Below are 16,559 nucleotides of genomic sequence, written 5' to 3'. Positions count from 1 at the left end.
GGCCGATAGTGGCCGGTGAGCACGGATCGCTCACCTCCCGGCCACGGATCGGCCGTCGTTGCTGCAGGACAGGCAGGACAGTCGTGCTCGATTCCGTGACGAACACCGCGCTCACCAGCGCCCTCGACGGGCTGGCGGCACGGCAGCGTGCCATTGCGGACAACATCGCCAACGTCAACACCCCCGGCTACCGGGCCCAGCGGGTGTCCTTCGAGAACGCCCTCGCCGCGTCCGTCCGCAGCGGCAGCGGCCAGACGACGCCCACGACGTCCCTCTCGCTCGAGCCCACGCAGCTGAACGGCAACAACGTCAACCTGGAGACGGAGACCCTCTCCAACGTCGACACCGTGCTGCGCTACCAGTTCGCGTCCTCCGCGATCGGCAACCAGAGCGCCGCGCTGCGCGCCGCCCTGAGGACCGCGTCATGACGTTCGACGCGATCGGCATCGCCGGCACCGCCCTGACCGTGCACCGGAAGTGGCTGGACGCGATCTCCGACAACATCGCCAACGCCAACACCGTCTCCCGCACCAGCGACTCCGCGTTCCGCGCCCGGTACATCGAGGCGCAGGCCGGTGACGGCACCAGCGGCGTCTACATCCGCAGTACGCCCGAGGGCGACGCCACCGGCCGCATCGTGCACCAGCCGGACCACCCGCTCGCCGACGCGAACGGCAACGTCAAGTACCCCGAGGTCGACCTCAACGAGCAGATGACGTCCCTGATCATGGCCCAGCGCGGCTACCAGGCGAGCGCCGCGGTCGTGGACCGCGCCAAGGAGACCTACCAGGCCGCCCTGCAGATCGGGAAGAACGCATGAGCGAGATGGCGATCGGCGCCCTCGGCGGCGTCACCGGCACCGGGTACATCGGCCGGGCGGCGGGTGCCGGCGGCACCACCGGCGCGGGCGGTACCGCCGGAAGCAGCTTCGCCGGCACCCTCTCCGGCATCCTCGGCGACGTGCAGCAGCAGCAGACGACCTCGAACACCCTCGCCGTGCAGGCCGTCACCGGCGACCTCACCGACATCCACCGGGCCACCATCGCGGCCTCCCGGGCCCAGACCACCATGGAGCTCGTCGCCAGTGTCCGCAACCAGGCGATCAGCGGCTTCAACGAGATGATGAGGATGCAGGCCTGATGCCTCCCGCCCTGAGCAACCTCGCCCGCCGTTTCACCGTGACCGTGGGCCGGTTCACCGTCGCCCAGCGCACCATCGCCCTGATCGGCATCGCCGTGCTCGTGCTCGGCGGTATCGCCCTGACCAGCTGGCTCGCACGCCCCACCTACAGCCCCCTGTTCTCCGGCATGAAGGACGCCGACGCGAGCGCCGTCGTCGAGCAGCTGCGCAAGGACGGGGTGGCCTACCAGCTCGCCGACGGCGGCTCGACCGTGCTCGTGCCCGAGGACAAGGTCTACGACGAGCGGCTCAAGGCGGCCGCCGCCGGCCTGCCCGCGGCCCCCGCCACCGGCTACTCGCTGCTCGACAAGATGGGCGTGACCTCCTCCGAGTTCCAGCAGAAGGTCACCTACAAGCGCGCCATCGAGGGCGAGCTCGCCGCGACCATCGGCCACCTCGACGGCGTCGAGACCGCCTCGGTGCAGCTGGCCATCCCGGACAAGACGGTGTTCACCGCCCAGGCCGCCGACCCCACCGCGTCCGTCTTCATCAAGACCCGCCCCGGCCAGGAGGTCAGCACCGAGCAGGTGCAGGCGATCGTCCACCTGACCAGCGCGTCCGTGGAGAAGCTGACCCCGAAGAACGTCTCCGTGGTCGACAGCACCGGCACCGTGCTCTCCGCCGTCGGCACCGGGACCACCGGCACCACCGGTGCGCAGGCCTCCGACTACCAGAAGCAGACCCAGGCGTCCGTGCAGGCGGTGCTGGACCGCGTCGTCGGCCCCGGCAACGCGACCGTCGCCGTCACCCCGGAGATCGAGACCCAGTCCGCGGACCGGACCACCGAGTCGTTCACCACCACCAAGGGCACCGAGCCGCTGAGCGAGACCACCACCACCGAGGCCTACAAGGGCACCGGTTCCGGGGGGTCCACCGGGGTGCTCGGGCCGGACAACATCGCCGTCCCCGGCGCCTCCGCCTCCGGCGGCGCGAGCGCAGCGGCCAACGGCAACGGCAACTACACCTCGAGCTCGACGACGAGGAACAACGCCGTCGACAAGGTCACCGAGCAGCGCTCCGTGCCGGCCGGCTCCCTCAAGCGCCAGTCCGTCTCCGTGGCCGTCAACCAGACGGCGGCCGGCGGGGTCAACGTCGCCTCGCTCAACCAGCTGGTCTCCGCGGCCGCCGGCATCGACGCCCAGCGCGGGGACACCCTGTCCCTGCAGGTCGTCCCGTTCAGCACGAGCGCCGCCCAGCAGGCCGACGCGGCGCTGAAGGCCGCGCAGGCCGAGGCTGACGCCCGCGCCAACCAGCAGATGTGGACCAACATCTTCCTCGGCATCGGCGGCCTGTTCCTGCTGCTGATCATCGTCGGCATCCTCTGGCTGCGCTCCCGCCGCACCGCCCGCCAGCCCCTCGAGCTCGGCGGGTCCCCGCTGACGCTGCAGGAGATGGTGGACGGCCCGGTGGCCGTCGAGGGTCCCGCGGTCGAGGCGATCGGCGCGGCCCCGATGACCTCCGCGATCCCGCTGGCGGCGCCGCTGGAGGCGATCGGCCCGATCGACTCCGACGTCGAGCTTCGCCGCTCCCAGGTCGACGCCCTGGGTGCCGCGGACCCGAAGATCGCGGCGGACTACCTGCGCGGCATGATGGATGATCGGGCCCGGGTGTGAACCAGCCCCTCGCGTTGCCGCGCGTCCTCAACGGCACCCAGAAGGCCGCCGTCGTGCTGATGCAGATGAGCGCCGAGAACGCCGCCCGCGTCCTCGCCCAGTTCAGCGAGGCCGAGGCGGAGGAGATCGCCGGGGAGATCGTGCGGCTGAATCGGGTCGACTCGGAGACCGCCGAGTCGGTCATCGCCGAGTTCCACGACATCGCCCTCTCGGGCCGGCGCACCCCGCTCGGGGGCCGTGGCGTGGCCGCGGACCTGCTCGAGGCGTCGTTCGGCGCCGAGCGGGCCGCCGGCGTGATGGACCGGGTGACCTCGGCCGCCGCGGGCCGGTCCTTCGAGTTCCTCGAGGACATCGAGCCGGGCGACCTGGTGAACCTGCTCGACGGGGAGCTGCCGGAGACGGCCGCGCTCGTGCTCGCGCACCTGGACCCGCAGCAGGCCTCGGCCGTGCTCGCCGGCCTGGACCGGTCCCGTTCCGTCGAGATCGCCCGCGCCATCGCGGTGATGGGCACCGCGACCCCCGAGGCCATCGGCGTCGTCGCCGAGACCCTCCGCGCCCGCGTGGGCACCTCCGGCGTGCCGCGGCGGGCCGCCACCGTGGGCGGCCTGCAGCCGCTGCTGAACATCATCAACCGCGCCGACGTCGCGACCGAACGGGCCGTCCTGGACGGTCTGGACGAGCGGGACCCCGCGCTCGCCGAGGAGGTCCGGGCCCGGATGCTCACCTTCGAGGACCTCGTCACGTTCGAACGCCGCGACGTGCAGCGCATCCTGCGCGGCCTCGACCCGGCCCTGCTCGCCCGCGCCATGAAGGGCGCCCCGGCACCCGTCGTCGAGGTCGTCCTCGGCAACGTCTCCGACCGCAACCGGGAGATCCTGCAGGCGGAGGTGGCGTCCACCGGACCGGTGCGCGCCTCCGAGGTCGAGCAGGCCCGCGCCGAGGTCGTGCGCAGCATCCGCGCGCTCGAGGCCGACGGCGAGATCACCCTGCGCCGCGGGGAGGACGACTATGTCGACTGAGACCACCGCGCGCCGCGCCCAGCCCGTGCCCGTCGTCTTCCCGCGCGTCTCCGCGCCCGGTGCCGAGCAGGGGCAGACCGAGGGCTTCACCCGCGGGCACGCCGCCGGCTACGCGGCCGGCCTGCGCAGCGCCGAGGTGGCCGCCCGGCTGAGCCAGGACCGGCACGAGGCCGAGCAGCGCGCCAGGGCCGAGGCGGCCCGCGCCCGGCTCGAGGCCGCCACGACCGCCCTGCAGACCGCCGCCGGTGCGCTGCGCGCCCGGACCGCCCCCGTGCTCGCCGAGTGGGACGCCCGGTTCGTGGACGCCGTCGTCGACCTGGCCGAGGCGATGCTCGGCGATCACACGCGCCGCGACCCGTTCGCCGCGGCCCGCGCCGCCCTGACCCGGGCGGTGGCCGCGGACGACGCCGAGGACGTCGTGCGCGTGCGGCTCAACCCCGCCGACGTGGCGCTCGTGCAGGAGGCCGGCCTGGCCACCGACCTGATGCCCTCCGGCGCCACCCTCGTCGCCGACCCGTCGGTCGCCGCCGGGGACGCGCTCGCCGACTACTCCGCCGGCAGCCTCGACGCCCGGCTCACCGCCGCCGTCGCGCGGGTCCGTGCCGTGCTCACCGCGCCTGTCTCCGCTCCGCTGCACGAGGACGCCGCATGAGCATCGTGACCCTGCCCGTCCTGGACGCGCTCGACGCCGCCCCCGCGAACCGGCGCACCCCCGTGCCGGCGCGCCTCGCGGCCGCCCTGCGCGCCGCCGCCCCCGAGCGGCGCGGCGCCGTCACCGCCGTGCGCGGCCTCAGCCTGACCGTCGCCGGGCTGCCCGGCTCGGTCGGCGACGTGCTGGCCGTGGGCGAGGGCAACGGCGTCGAGGTCGAGGTCGTCGCCGCGGCGGACACCCTGACCTGCATGCCGCTCGGGGCCCTCGACGGCATCCGCGTGGACGACCCGGTCCGCCGCCGTCCCGGCGGCTCGACCGTCCCCGTCGGCCGGGGCCTGCTCGGCCGCGTCATCGACGGCCTGGGCCGGCCCATCGACGGGCGCGGGCCGCTGACCGGCGTGCACACCGTCCCGTGGGGCAACACGGCGCCGTCCGCGATGGACCGCGCCCGCATCGTCACCCCCATCGCCACCGGCGTGCGCGTCCTGGACACGCTGACCACGGTCGGCCGCGGCCAGCGGCTCGGCCTGTTCGCCGGCTCCGGCGTCGGCAAGTCCTCGCTGCTGTCCATGGTCGCCCGCGGCACCGCCGCCGACGTCGCCGTGATCGCCCTCGTCGGCGAGCGTGGCCGCGAGGTGCGGGAGTTCCTCGAGGACGACCTCGGCACGGAGGGACTCGCCCGCTCCGTCGTCGTCGTCGCGACCGGCGACGAGCCGGCCCTGATGCGGCTGCGCGCCGCCGGCACCGCCACCCGTATCGCGGAGGCGCTGCGCGACGAGGGCGCCGACGTGCTGCTGATGATGGACTCCCTGACCCGCGTGGCCATGGCCCAGCGCGAGATCGGCCTCTCCGCGGGCGAGCCGCCCGCCACCCGCGGCTACCCGCCGTCGACCTTCGCCGTCCTCGCGCGGCTGCTCGAGCGCGCCGGCACCGCGGCCACCGGCTCCATCACCGGCATCTACACCGTCCTCGTCGACGGGGACGACCACAACGACCCCGTCGCGGACTCCGCCCGGTCGATCCTCGACGGCCACGTGGTCCTCGATCGCGCGCTCGCCGTGAGCGGCCACTTCCCGTCCGTGGACGCGCTCGGCTCGGTCTCCCGGCTCGCGTCCAAGGTCACCGACCCGCGGCAGAAGGCCCTGGCCACGGGGCTGCGCCGCGTGCTCGCCGCCCGCCGGTCCGCCCAGGACCTGCTCGACGTCGGCGCCTACCAGCCCGGCAGCAACCCGCTCGTCGACGCCGCCGTCGCCCACCGCGACGCGATCGAGAACTTCCTGCGTCAGCCGATCGAGGAGAGCACGGCCCCGGACGACGCGTGGCGCCGGCTCGGCGACCTGTGCGCCACGCTGGGGGTGGCGGCATGAGCGCCCCCTTCCGGCTCGCCGGTCTGCTCCGGCTGCGCCGCCTGAACGAGGACGCCGCGGCGGCCCGCTGGGGTTCCGCCGCCGCCGAGCAGCGGGCCACCCGCGCTCGCCGGGACGGGATGCACGACCGCGCCGTCGCGGGGGACTCCGTCCCCGACAGCGTGATCAGCCTGCGCGCGATCGCCGCGGCCCGCTCCTCCACGGTGGCGCTGCTCGCCGAGCTGGACGCGGCCACCGCGACCGCCGAGGACGCCGAGCGCATGATGCGGGAGGCGTGGACCGCCGCCCGGACAGAGACCGCGGGCCTGGAGAAGCTCGAGGAACGGCACGACGAGCGGGTGGCCCGGGCCGAGCTCGCCGCCGACCAGGCGGCGCTGGACGAGCTGGCCGTCACCCGGCACGGGCGGGGGCAGACGCCATGACCATGACCGACGCCCTCGGCCGGATGGCGCAGATCCACGCCACGCTCGCCTCCCTCGCGCCCGCCCGCACCACGGCCGGCACGGCCACGACCGGAACCGGGTCGAGCGCGAGCACGTCCGGCTTCGCCTCGTCGAACTCGCCGGCCTTCCAGGCGGCCCTGGCCAAGGCGCTCGCCGCGGGTGCACCGTCGTCCGGCACCGATGCCTCGACCGCCGCGTCCTCCTACGCCTCCGGTCTCTCCTCCTTCAGCGGGTTGTCCTCCGTCACGGACCCGGCGTCCGCCGCCCTCTCCGCGCTGTCGGGGGCCTCGGCCGCCGATGCCGCCGCCGTCGGTACCACCGCGGGCGGGGTCACCGGGACCGACGTCGTCAACGCCGCGAAGAAGTACGTCGGCGTGCCCTACGTGTGGGGCGGCACCGACCCGGCGGTCGGCATGGACTGCTCCGGCTTCGTCCAGCGGGTGTTCAAGGACGTCGGCGTCGACCTGCCGCGCCTGGTCCGCGACCAGATGACCCACGGCACGCCCGTCGCCTCGCTCAAGGACGCGAAGCCGGGGGACCTGCTGATCAGCTTCGGCGGCGACCACATCGCCATCTACGTCGGCGACGGCAAGGCGATCGACGCGCCCGTGCCCGGCAAGACCATCCAGGTGCGCGACGCGTGGGAGAAGTACAGCAACCTCACCGCGATCCGCCGCATCGTCCCGGACAGCACCGCGACCCCGAGCCCGGCCGCCTCCGCCCTCACCGGCCCGACGGGCCCCACGGGGACCGCGCTGACCGGCACCAGTTCGTCGGTCGGCGTCGCCGCGGCGTCCGCGCCCGTGACCGTGGGCGCCACCTCGGTGCCGCTGACGGCGTCGCAGAAGCAGTACGCGCAGCAGATCGTCAACCGGGTCAAGGAGCGGGGCCTGCCGCAGCGCGCCGCCGAGATCGCGCTCGCCACCGCCATGCAGGAGTCGAACCTGCGGATGTACTGGAACCCCAAGGTGCCGGGCTCGCAGGGGCTGGCTCCCGACCAGTCCGCGCGGGGCGTGGACGGCTACTCGGTCGGCCTGTTCCAGCAGCAGGTCAACGGCTCGATGTTCTCGTGGGGCACGGTCTCCGACGCGATGAACCCGACGCGTTCGACCGACATGTTCCTCAACCGGCTGCAGACCATCCCGGGCTGGCAGCAGCTGCCCCTGACCGTGGCCGCCCAGCGCGTCCAGGTCTCCGCGTTCCCGGACGCGTATGCCAAGTGGGAGGGCCAGGCACGACAGCTGGCCCGCGATCTGAGTGTGGTGGCGAAATGACGAGTGTTCCGACGACGACGACGGCGGCGGCTTCCGCGAGCCGGACGGCCGACACCCGTCCGCGCACGACGGGCGACGCCGCCTCCGGGCAGCGGTTCGCCGACCGGCTGCAGGACCTCCTCGGCGGCTCCGACGCAGCTGCGGCCCCGGTGTCCCGCGCGGCCGGCGCACGGGACGAGTCCCGCCGCGCCTCGACCACCGCGTCGAGCACCTCGTCGAGCACCGCCCAGGCGCAGCGGCCCGAGGCGCCGCGTGCCGGCGAGCGCCGTCCCGAGTCGACGCGTCCCGACGCACGCCGTCCTGACGCGCACCGCACCGAGCGGTCCGGTACCGATCAGTCCAGCACCGACCAGTCCCGTACCGACCAGTCGCGTACCGAGCCGCACCGGGTCGGCGCCGCGCGCGCTCAGACCCGCCACGGTGAGCCCGCGCGGTCGGCGTCCGACGGCGGGTCGCGGTCCGAGGCAGCGGCCGAGCCGACCCACCCCACGACGGCGGGCGCGGCGTCGGCGGACACGGGTCTCCCGTCGGACCGGACGGACGTCGCCGACGCGGCCTCCGCCGCCACCGACACCACCGACACCGCGACCAACGCCACCCCGGCGATCGTCGCCGCCGGCCTGCCGACCGCGTCGGCGACGGGGACGGCCACGGCCGGCGCCGTCGCGACCGGCGTCGCCTCCACGGGTGCCGCTGCCGTCTCCGCCGCGGCCGAGGCCGCGGGCCGCGTCACCGGTGAGCCCCGAGCGGTCGGATCCGCGGGACCGCGGGCCGGTGTGCACCGTGCGCTGCCGGTCGTCACGCCCCTGGCCGGTACCGCTGAGGCGAGCGGTCCGGCCGGAGCAGCCGACACGGCGGCGGACGGGGGAGCGGGAAGCACCACGGGCACCAGCGCTGCCGGAAGCAGCGCGGCCGGTGGCACCGGTTCGGCCACGACCACCGCGGATGGCGCCGTCACGGTCGCCCCCGGAACCCTCGGTGCGGCGACCGGAAGCGCGACCGGCACCGCCCTGACCAGCACTGCCCTGACCAGCACTGCCCTGACCAGCACTGCCCTGACCGGCACCGCGACCGGTACCCCGGCGAACCCGACCGGGTCCGCCGACACCAGCACCGGCACCGTCCCGGCCGGCACCGTCCCGGCCGGCACCGCCTCGACGGACGTCGCCCCGACCAGCACGGCCCCGACCAGCACGGCACCCACCAGCGCGGCACCGACCAGCACGGCACCGGCCGGCACCGGCACGGCCGCCACCGCGCAGCCGACCACGGACGGGGCCGGGACGTCGCCGACGCCGGTCGGCCCGGACGCGCTCGCGACCGTCGGTACTCCGGTTCCCGCCGGCACGAGCGGTGACGCGCGCGACGACGGGACCGCCGGCACGCCGGCCGCCGCGGCCGGAACCGGCACGGCAGCAACCGGGACGGCACAGCCCGGCACGGCACCGTCCGCGGCAGCACCGTCCTCAGCAGCACAGCCCGGTACCGCCACGGCCGGAACAGCGCAGACCGGGACGGCGCAGCCCGGGACGGCGGTTCCCGCCTTGGCCACGCCGCCCGCGTCCCTCACCGCCGCCACCGGCGTCCTCACGGATGCTTCCCTGTCCGCCGGCCGGGAGTCCGTGGCCGGCGCGGCCCGGACCGGCGCCACGGAGGCGACGGGGGCCGCGTCCACCCAGGCAGCGAACGCGTTCGCGGCGCTCACCCCGAGCAGCGCGACCGGCTCGCTCTCGGGGACCGCCGCGCCCGCGTCCACCGCGGCGCCCCTGCCGCCGGGCCACCCCCAGCTGCACGCCCAGCTCGGCCGCGCGCTGGCCGGACTGCGCACCGCGGGGGAGGGGCGGCACGAGCTGACCATCGCCGTCCACCCCGACGACATCGGGCCCATCACCGTGCAGGCCCTGATCGAGCGGGGCACGGTGCGGATCGAGCTGTTCGCCCCCACGGACGCCGGGCGCGACGCCGTCCGCTCGGCGCTCGCGGACCTGCGTCGCACCCTCGCCGAGACCGGGCTCACCGCCGACCTCGACCTCTCCGACCGCTCCGCCCCGCAGACGGGCGGCCAGCCCGGCAACGCGTCCGGCAATCCTGACGGCCGCGGCCGCCCAGGGTCCCGGGGGGAGGGCGGCACGCGCGCCGGAGCACTCGGGGCGGTGACCCGGGCCGGCGTCCTGCCGCTCGGGACGATCTCCGCGGCCGGCTCCCTCGGCCGGCTCGACGTCCTCGCCTGACCCGCACGCCAGCACCAGACCGCCAGCACCAGACCAGCCACCAGCACCACCGACCTGCAGAGAAGGAGCACCATGCCGATCGATTTCGTCACCGGCGTCAGCGGCGCCACCGGCACCGGCACCACGACAACGGCCACGCGCACCCCGGTGCAGACCATGGGCTCGGAGGTGTTCATGTCCCTGCTCGTCACCCAGCTGAAGAACCAGGACCCGAGCTCCCCGATGGACACCGGTCAGATGATCTCCCAGACCACGCAGCTGTCGATGATGGAGAAGCTCACGCAGCTGGCCGAGGACTCGACGACCGCGCGTGACACGCAGGTGCGGGCCGCCTCCGCCGCCCTGGTGGGCAAGACCGTCTCCTACCGGGGCGCCGACGGCAACACGACCACCGGGACCGTGGACGGCGTCACCTACGCCGGGTCCGACACCCAGAAGGGTTCCGATCCCACGCTGTCCATCGGCGGCACCCGCGTGCACTACGCCGACGTGCTCGGCGTCGGCGCCTGACCCGCACCGCTGACCTGTACCCCTGACCTGTACCCCTGCCTGCACCCCTGACCTGTACCCCTGACTGCACCATTCGAACCTGCACCACTCGAACCACACCGCAGCGAACCGAACCACACCGCAGCGAACCGAACGCGTACCCCGACCCGTACTCCTCCACCACTCCCGGCGACCGGCCGGCACCGACCGGCCCCTGAACCGAAAGGCGGCATCATGCTCCGCTCCCTCTACTCCGGCATCTCCGGCCTGCGCGCGCACCAGACCATGCTCGACGTCACCGGCAACAACATCGCCAACGCCAACTCGACCGGCTTCAAGGCCTCGACGACGCAGTTCCAGGACACGCTCTCGCAGATGACGAAGAACGCCGGCGGCCCGCAGGCCGAGACCGGTGGCACCAACCCGGCCCAGATCGGGCTCGGCGTGCAGGTCGCCGCCGTGACCAACGACTTCACCCAGGGCGCCGCGCAGTCCACCGGCCGGGCGACCGACATGATGATCTCCGGCGACGGCTTCTTCGTCACCAACAAGGCCGGCAGCACCGCCTACACCCGGGCCGGGGCCTTCGACTTCGACGGCATGGGCCGCCTGGTCAGCCCCGACGGGGCGATCCTGCAGGGCTGGATGGCCGACGCGCAGGGCAAGGTCACCACCGGCGCCCAGCCGACCGACCTGTCCGTGCCGCGGACCCTGACGATGCCTGCCAGCGAGACGACGCAGGTCAAGCTCGAGGGCAACCTGCCCGGCGACATCGCGACCGGAGCCAGCACGACGAAGGACGTGCGCGTGTTCGACCAGCTCGGCGCCGCCAAGACCCTGAGCCTGACGATGACCCGCACCGCCGGTGGCTGGGACATCACCGGCACCGACGGCAACGGTGCGACCGGCACCACCAGCCTCACCCTGACGGGCGGCCGCCTGACGCCGGCCGGGCCGCTCGTGGTCGGCGGGGTCGCCGTGGACATGGGCGATCTGACCGGCTACGCGGGGGTCAACACCGTGACCGGCAGCGCGACCAACGGGTCCGCGGCGGGCACGCTGGAGTCGTTCAGCCTCGGCGCGGACGGCACGCTCACCGGCTCGTTCAGCAACGGCGGCAAGTTCGTCATCGGCCAGGTGGCCCTCGCCCGCTTCACCAATCCGGCGGGCCTGGAGAAGATCGGCAACACCGCCTTCCAGCCCTCCGCGAACTCCGGCGTCCCGCAGCTCGGCACCGCCGGCAACGGCGGCTTCGGCTCGCTGTCCGGCGGGCAGCTCGAGATGTCCAACGTCGACCTCTCGCAGCAGTTCACCAACCTGATCGTCGCGCAGCGCGGCTTCCAGGCGAACGCGCGCATCGTCACCACCTCCGACCAGGTGCTGCAGGAGCTCGTCGAGCTCAAGCGCTGACCTCACGGCTGGGCGGCCCGACGTCCTGCACGTCCGACGGCCCGGATCCGGCACTGCCGGGTCCGGGCCGTCGTCGTCTCTGCCGCGCCGTCCGGAGCTCCGCTCGCGGCCGTCGCCGGGTGGCCACAGGGTCGTCGCGGGGTCGTCGCGGGGTCGCCGCGGGGCCGCCGCAACGCCGTCGAACGGTCGCCGATCACGTCTGCGGTGAGTCCTCGACGGGTCCGCGAGCAGGGCGGCCGGGGCCTTACGGGAAGGCCCTGCGGTGCCGACAGTGACCGGTGACGCGTCCGACCGGACGCCCCCCTTCGGACGGACCAGGAACCGCACCCATGATCGTCGTCACCCGGCTGAACGGGACCCGCTTCGCGGTCAATCCCGATCTGATCGAGCGGGTCCACGCCAGCCCCGACACCTACCTGGTGATGGTCGACGGCACCACCTACGTGGTCTCCGAGTCGATGGACACGGTGATCGACCTGATCGCCCGGTACCGCGCCCGCGTGGTCGCCACGGCCCGCTCCCTCAGCGACGAGAGCATCCCGCGCCTGAGCGTCGTCCCGGACCCGGGCCCGAGGGAGTCGTTCGGCTCGGGCCTCGTCACGGAGCTGACGACGGCCGCGGTGCCGACCGTCCTGCACCCTGCCCCCTGACCGCCGGCCCGAGACCGCTGACCGCGTCCTGACCGACCCACCCTCCGACTTCCCGAGACACCCCCGGACAGCCGACCCCAACGGCCGCCCGGGCTCGCCGTTCCCAGCGGCCCCCGACGTGAGACCACCCGTCACCCGCACCAGCCCGACCCGCACCAGCTTGAACACCACCAGCCCGACCCGCACCAGCACGAGGAGCACCCCTTGGATCCCGCCACACTGATCGGCCTGGTGCTCGCGTTCGGCTCCGTGTTCGCGATGGTCACCCTCGAGGGTGCCTCGGTCATGTCCCTGCTGCTGCCGCCACCGATGATCCTCGTGTTCGGGGCCACCATCGCCGTCGGCTTCGCCGGCCACACCCTCAAGGACGGCATCCACGCGTTCTCCTCCATCCCGAAGGCCCTGATGGGGAAGACGACGCCGCCGCAGCAGAGCATCGACACGATCATCGGCCTGGCCGAGAAGGCCCGGGCCGACGGCCTGCTCGCGCTCGAGTCCGAGGCCGCCGGGACGAAGGATCCCTTCCTGGCCGGCGCGCTGCAGAACATCGCCGACGGCACGGATCCGGAGGAACTGCGCATCCTGCTCGAGGACGAGATGGCGACCCGCTCGAAGTCGGACAAGGCCGCAGCGAAGTTCTTCTCGGTCCTCGGCGGGTACGCGCCGACCATCGGCATCGTCGGCACCGTCGTGTCCCTGACCCACGTGCTCGAGAACCTCTCCAAGCCGGAGGAGCTCGGCCACATGATCGCCAGCGCCTTCGTCGCCACCCTGTGGGGCCTGCTCTCCGCCAACTTCATGTGGCTCCCGCTCTCGGGCCGGTTGGGCCGTCTCGCCGAGCTGGAGAGCGAGCGCATGCTCCTGCTGATGGAGGGCGTGCTCGCCGTCCAGTCCGGCACCCAGCCGCTGCTCCTCGCGGAGCGGCTCAAGGCCATGGTGCCGGTCACGCAGCGCAAGGACGGCAAGGCCAAGGCCGGCAAGGCGAAGTCGGGGGCCGGCGCCACCGCCGACTCCCTCACCCTGGACGCGGCGTGAGTGCGTCCCGCCGGCGCCGCCGCCGCTCGGACCACGGCGGGGAGGAGCATCACGTCGACGAACGCTGGATGGCGTCCTACATGGACATGGTCACCGTGCTCATGTGCCTGTTCATCGTCCTGTACGCGATGTCCACGGTCGACTCCGCGAAGTTCGAGAAGCTGCGCAACTCCCTGGCCACGGGCTTCGGCACCACCGTCTCCACGAGCGTCGACACCGCCGAGGGCACGGTCGTGCACGCGCAGGACGTGGGGAAGGACGCCGAGGGGTTCAGCGGCAACCAGGCTCTCGCGGTCGCCGAGGCGAAGAACCTCACCGGCCTGCAGAAGAAGATGCAGAAGGCGCTCGACGCCGCGGGACTGGCCGGCAACGTCACGATGACCGTCGACACCCGCGGCCTGACCGTGCGTCTGGTCGGCACCCAGACGTTCTTCCAGCCGGACAGCGCCGAGCTGAACAGCCACGCCGACCGGGTCCTCGACACCATCGCCTCGACCATGACCGCCTCGAAGAAGCAGATCTCCATCGAGGGGCATACCGCGGACCTGCTCACCGTCTACCCGTCCGTGTGGGAGCTGTCCACCGCCCGGGCCACCACCGTGCTGCGCCGCCTGGTGGAGCACGACGGCGTACCCGCGACCGTCATCCGCGCGACCGGCTTCGGCTCCTCCCGGCCGCTGACGACGGGCCGCACCCCCGCCGATCACGAGCGCAACCGCCGCGTCGACATCGTGCTGCTCTCCGACCAGCCCGAAGCGGTCCGCAAGCTCCTGCCTGCCGCAGCCGCGACGACGGGCAAGGCGGCCACGGGCACGGCGACCACGGGCAAGGCGGCGACCGGCACGACCGCGGAGAAGGCGTCCACGGAGTCCTCCTCGTCGCACTGAGACCTCGTCACCGGGGGATCCACCGGTCAATCCGAGAGACACGCCGACAACACGCCGACGACCGGCGACGAGCCGTCCCGACGCCTTACCCGGGTCGGGGCCGCGCCGATAGTCAGAGGCGTGAGCGTGCAGGAAGCGGAGTCCGCAGTCGAGGACCGGCAGGTGGCGGTGTACGACTTCCGTCGTCCCACCACGCTGGCCCGCCGGCACAGCCGGATCCTCGAGCTCGGCTTCGAGACCTTCGCCCGCCAGTGGGGCACCCAGCTGACCGCCCGGGTGCGCGTCACCTCGACGGTGGGCCTGCAGTCCCTGATCATGCAGACCTACGACGAGTACGCGGCGAGCCTGCCCGCGACCACGGCGATGGTCCTCTGCGTCCCGATGGACAGCGAGGACACGATCATCGTCCAGTTCCCGACGGCCGCGGCCCTGGGCTGGATCGCCCGGATGCTCGGCGGCACGGGGGAGCGGCAGGACGCCGACCGCATCTTCACCCCGGTCGAGAAGGAACTCGTGCAGCGCCTCATCAACGAGGCGCTCGAGGACCTGCACTACTCGCTGGGGCACCTGCTGCCCGGCTCCTCCCGGGTCGAGTCCATCCAGCACCACCCCCAGTTCGCGCAGGCCGCTGCCCCCGGTGACGTGATGATCGTCGCGACCTTCATCGTCCGGGTGGCCCACACCGCCGCCCCCGCCACCGTCGTGCTGCCCGCGTCCGTGCTGCTGCCGCGGCTCGGCGCGGTCAACCCGACCATCGCCGCGGCGGACGCCCCGGGCCAGGTCCGCGCCCAGCTGGCCGAGGTGCCGGTGGACGTGGCCGTGACCCTCACCCCGCGACGGGTGACCAGCCACGAGGTGCTCCGCCTCGCGGTCGGTGACACCGTCATGCTCCCGCACGGGACCCACCAGCCCTTCCGGGTGACCGTCGACGGCGTCCCCCTCGCCGGCGCGACCGCCACCCGCACGGGTGCCCGCACCGGCGCCCTGATCATCAGCACCGAGGAGAACCCGCGTTGACCGTCACCACCACCGGCGCCCAGTCCGCCGACCTGCTGGCCGCCTACCTCCCGCACCCCGGCCTGGCCGTGACCGGCCGCGCCGACGCCACCGCCGCGATCGCCTTCGCCTCCCGGGCCGTGACCGCCGGCCACGTCGGCGCCAGCGCCGTCGACGTCGCCGTCCTGCTGCGCGACACCGCGTTCCTGGCCGCGGCGGCCGGTGCCGGTGCCGGCGACCTGGTCCAGGCCACCGACGTGCTCCGGCCGGCCGTCGAGCACGCCGTCGAGCCGTTCGCCCCCGGCGCCCTCTCCGACCTCGCCGAGTCCGACGCCACCGACCTGCTGCTCGACCCCGACACCGAGATCTACGAGCTCTCCGACGGGCTGGCCGTCTTCGGCTGGTTCGCCATCCGCGTCCGCGCCGCCGTGGCCGGCGTCACCGGCCCCGCCGGGGTGCTCGACTCCTCCTTCGCGGACCGGCTCGGCCGGATCAACGACGTCGAGATGAACCTGACGGTGGAGATCGGCCGCGCCCGGATGCGGATCATCGACGCCCTCGCCCTCGAGCCCGGTCACGTGATCGAGCTCGACCGCTCCGCCGGTGCGCCCGCGGACATCATGCTCAACGGACGACGCATCGCCCTCGGGGAGGTGGTGGTCGTCGACCAGGACTACGGCGTGCGCATCACCCGCATCCTCGACGTGGCCGAGGCGCCGAACTGATGGATTCGTTCGTTCTCGGCCTGCGGGTCCTCGTCTCCCTGGGTGCCGTCCTCGGACTGATCTGGGTGCTGCAGCGACGGGTCAAGCGGCGCGGCGGTCTCGTGCGCGCCGCCGGTCCGGCGATCAGCGTGCTCAGCCGGCAGGGCATCGGGCACAAGGCCTCCGTGGTGCTGCTCGACGCCGACGGGCAGCGTCTGCTGCTCGGCGTCACCGAGCACGGCGTCTCCGTGCTGCGCAGCACCGAGGCCACCGCGGCCACGGAGCCGGCCGCGGCGGCCGCCCCGGTCACCCCGGTCACGGCTCCGGTCGCCGCGCCCGCGGGCAGCTTCGCGTCCAGCCTCTCGGCGGCCACCGCGTCGTTCGACGACGCCGCCACGACGGTCCCCTTCGGCCCGGGCCGGTTCCCGTCCCGTGGCGGTCGCCGGACCGCAGCGGCGTTCCCGGCCGCCGTGCCGACGCCGGCCCTCGACCTGCCCGCCGGCACCGCCGCGGTCACCACCTCCTTCAGCGGGCCGGACCACGGCAGCATCCTGCTCGCCGCCACGGCCCCGGCCATCGTCCCGGCACCGGTCGCGCCGGTTCCCGCGCC

At 74.0% G+C, this 16,559-nt stretch carries 18 protein-coding genes; all 18 read left to right on the top strand.

Translation table 11 applies throughout. The features are described 5' to 3' along the window. Positions 1-83: 83 nt before the first annotated feature. Positions 84-428, top strand: coding sequence for a flagellar basal body protein (locus BGP79_RS15415; RefSeq protein WP_076697247.1), 345 nt, complete (start codon positions 84-86; stop codon positions 426-428). Next, positions 425-820 carry a flagellar basal body rod protein FlgC gene (locus BGP79_RS15410; protein ID WP_076697245.1) on the top strand — a complete coding sequence of 132 codons (396 nt, stop codon included), beginning with the start codon at positions 425-427 and terminating at the stop codon, positions 818-820. Before BGP79_RS15415 ends, BGP79_RS15410 begins: the two co-directional genes overlap by 4 nt. Next, complete coding sequence (fliE, locus tag BGP79_RS15405; protein ID WP_076697240.1) at positions 817-1,140, top strand: flagellar hook-basal body complex protein FliE; 324 nt, start codon at positions 817-819, stop codon at positions 1,138-1,140. The genes BGP79_RS15410 and fliE overlap by 4 nt, the downstream gene beginning before the upstream one ends. Then, on the top strand, positions 1,140-2,792 hold the full coding sequence (gene fliF / locus BGP79_RS15400) for a flagellar basal-body MS-ring/collar protein FliF (protein WP_076697237.1): 1,653 nt from the start codon (positions 1,140-1,142) through the stop codon (positions 2,790-2,792). Before fliE ends, fliF begins: the two co-directional genes overlap by 1 nt. Beyond that, a complete protein-coding gene (fliG, locus tag BGP79_RS15395; protein ID WP_076697235.1) occupies positions 2,789-3,811 on the top strand; it encodes a flagellar motor switch protein FliG in 1,023 nt (340 codons plus the stop codon). The genes fliF and fliG overlap by 4 nt, the downstream gene beginning before the upstream one ends. Beyond that, positions 3,801-4,463 (top strand): FliH/SctL family protein, encoded by a 663-nt coding sequence (locus BGP79_RS15390; RefSeq protein ID WP_076697232.1) that lies wholly within the window; start codon positions 3,801-3,803, stop codon positions 4,461-4,463. The genes fliG and BGP79_RS15390 overlap by 11 nt, the downstream gene beginning before the upstream one ends. Further along, positions 4,460-5,830, top strand: coding sequence for a FliI/YscN family ATPase (locus tag BGP79_RS15385; RefSeq protein WP_083702021.1), 1,371 nt, complete (start codon positions 4,460-4,462; stop codon positions 5,828-5,830). Before BGP79_RS15390 ends, BGP79_RS15385 begins: the two co-directional genes overlap by 4 nt. After that, positions 5,827-6,252: a flagellar FliJ family protein gene (locus BGP79_RS15380; protein WP_143588464.1), complete on the top strand. Its 426-nt coding sequence runs from the start codon at positions 5,827-5,829 to the stop codon at positions 6,250-6,252. The genes BGP79_RS15385 and BGP79_RS15380 overlap by 4 nt, the downstream gene beginning before the upstream one ends. Beyond that, positions 6,249-7,547, top strand: coding sequence for a C40 family peptidase (locus BGP79_RS15375; protein ID WP_083702020.1), 1,299 nt, complete (start codon positions 6,249-6,251; stop codon positions 7,545-7,547). The genes BGP79_RS15380 and BGP79_RS15375 overlap by 4 nt, the downstream gene beginning before the upstream one ends. Further along, positions 7,544-9,778, top strand: a complete 2,235-nt coding sequence (locus BGP79_RS15370) for a flagellar hook-length control protein FliK (protein ID WP_076697225.1) — start codon at positions 7,544-7,546, stop codon at positions 9,776-9,778. Before BGP79_RS15375 ends, BGP79_RS15370 begins: the two co-directional genes overlap by 4 nt. 72 nt (positions 9,779-9,850) lie before the next feature. Continuing rightward, a complete protein-coding gene (locus tag BGP79_RS15365; protein ID WP_076697222.1) occupies positions 9,851-10,288 on the top strand; it encodes a flagellar hook assembly protein FlgD in 438 nt (145 codons plus the stop codon). Between the two features lie 213 nt (positions 10,289-10,501). Further along, positions 10,502-11,677, top strand: coding sequence for a flagellar hook protein FlgE (locus tag BGP79_RS15360; RefSeq protein ID WP_076697220.1), 1,176 nt, complete (start codon positions 10,502-10,504; stop codon positions 11,675-11,677). A gap of 329 nt (positions 11,678-12,006) precedes the next feature. Next, the gene (locus BGP79_RS15355) at positions 12,007-12,327 is read left to right on the top strand and encodes a flagellar FlbD family protein (RefSeq protein WP_076697217.1); all 321 of its coding nucleotides are present in this window, start codon (positions 12,007-12,009) and stop codon (positions 12,325-12,327) included. Between the two features lie 204 nt (positions 12,328-12,531). Then, a complete protein-coding gene (locus BGP79_RS15350; RefSeq protein ID WP_076697214.1) occupies positions 12,532-13,362 on the top strand; it encodes a motility protein A in 831 nt (276 codons plus the stop codon). Then, positions 13,359-14,249, top strand: coding sequence for a flagellar motor protein MotB (locus BGP79_RS15345; protein ID WP_076697212.1), 891 nt, complete (start codon positions 13,359-13,361; stop codon positions 14,247-14,249). The genes BGP79_RS15350 and BGP79_RS15345 overlap by 4 nt, the downstream gene beginning before the upstream one ends. 120 nt (positions 14,250-14,369) lie before the next feature. Next, entirely contained in the window at positions 14,370-15,266 is an 897-nt protein-coding gene (locus tag BGP79_RS15340) for a flagellar motor switch protein FliM (protein ID WP_076697209.1), read from the top strand. Next, positions 15,263-15,970 carry a flagellar motor switch protein FliN gene (fliN, locus tag BGP79_RS15335; RefSeq protein ID WP_076697207.1) on the top strand — a complete coding sequence of 236 codons (708 nt, stop codon included), beginning with the start codon at positions 15,263-15,265 and terminating at the stop codon, positions 15,968-15,970. Before BGP79_RS15340 ends, fliN begins: the two co-directional genes overlap by 4 nt. Further along, on the top strand, positions 15,970-16,559 hold a 590-nt coding region (locus BGP79_RS16520; RefSeq protein ID WP_143588463.1), incomplete at its 3' end, for a flagellar biosynthetic protein FliO. The genes fliN and BGP79_RS16520, both read left to right, overlap by 1 nt.

Source organism: Tersicoccus sp. Bi-70 (assembly GCF_001968825.1).
GTDB lineage: Bacteria > Actinomycetota > Actinomycetes > Actinomycetales > Micrococcaceae > Tersicoccus.
Note: the sequence above shows the minus strand (reverse complement) of the source record. Positions and strands in the feature narration are given on the sequence as shown.

Excerpts from the sequence above, each read along its gene's own strand:
- BGP79_RS15380 (WP_143588464.1), top strand. The coding sequence starts at position 5,827 with ATGAGCGCCCCCTTCCGGCTCGCCGGTCTGCTCCGGCTGCGCCGCCTG.
- BGP79_RS15370 (WP_076697225.1), top strand. The coding sequence starts at position 7,544 with ATGACGAGTGTTCCGACGACGACGACGGCGGCGGCTTCCGCGAGCCGG.
- BGP79_RS15410 (WP_076697245.1), top strand. The coding sequence starts at position 425 with ATGACGTTCGACGCGATCGGCATCGCCGGCACCGCCCTGACCGTGCAC.
- BGP79_RS15385 (WP_083702021.1), top strand. The coding sequence starts at position 4,460 with ATGAGCATCGTGACCCTGCCCGTCCTGGACGCGCTCGACGCCGCCCCC.
- BGP79_RS15390 (WP_076697232.1), top strand. The coding sequence starts at position 3,801 with ATGTCGACTGAGACCACCGCGCGCCGCGCCCAGCCCGTGCCCGTCGTC.
- BGP79_RS15355 (WP_076697217.1), top strand. The coding sequence starts at position 12,007 with ATGATCGTCGTCACCCGGCTGAACGGGACCCGCTTCGCGGTCAATCCC.
- BGP79_RS15360 (WP_076697220.1), top strand. The coding sequence starts at position 10,502 with ATGCTCCGCTCCCTCTACTCCGGCATCTCCGGCCTGCGCGCGCACCAG.
- BGP79_RS15375 (WP_083702020.1), top strand. The coding sequence starts at position 6,249 with ATGACCATGACCGACGCCCTCGGCCGGATGGCGCAGATCCACGCCACG.
- BGP79_RS15365 (WP_076697222.1), top strand. The coding sequence starts at position 9,851 with ATGCCGATCGATTTCGTCACCGGCGTCAGCGGCGCCACCGGCACCGGC.
- fliF (WP_076697237.1), top strand. The coding sequence starts at position 1,140 with ATGCCTCCCGCCCTGAGCAACCTCGCCCGCCGTTTCACCGTGACCGTG.
- fliE (WP_076697240.1), top strand. The coding sequence starts at position 817 with ATGAGCGAGATGGCGATCGGCGCCCTCGGCGGCGTCACCGGCACCGGG.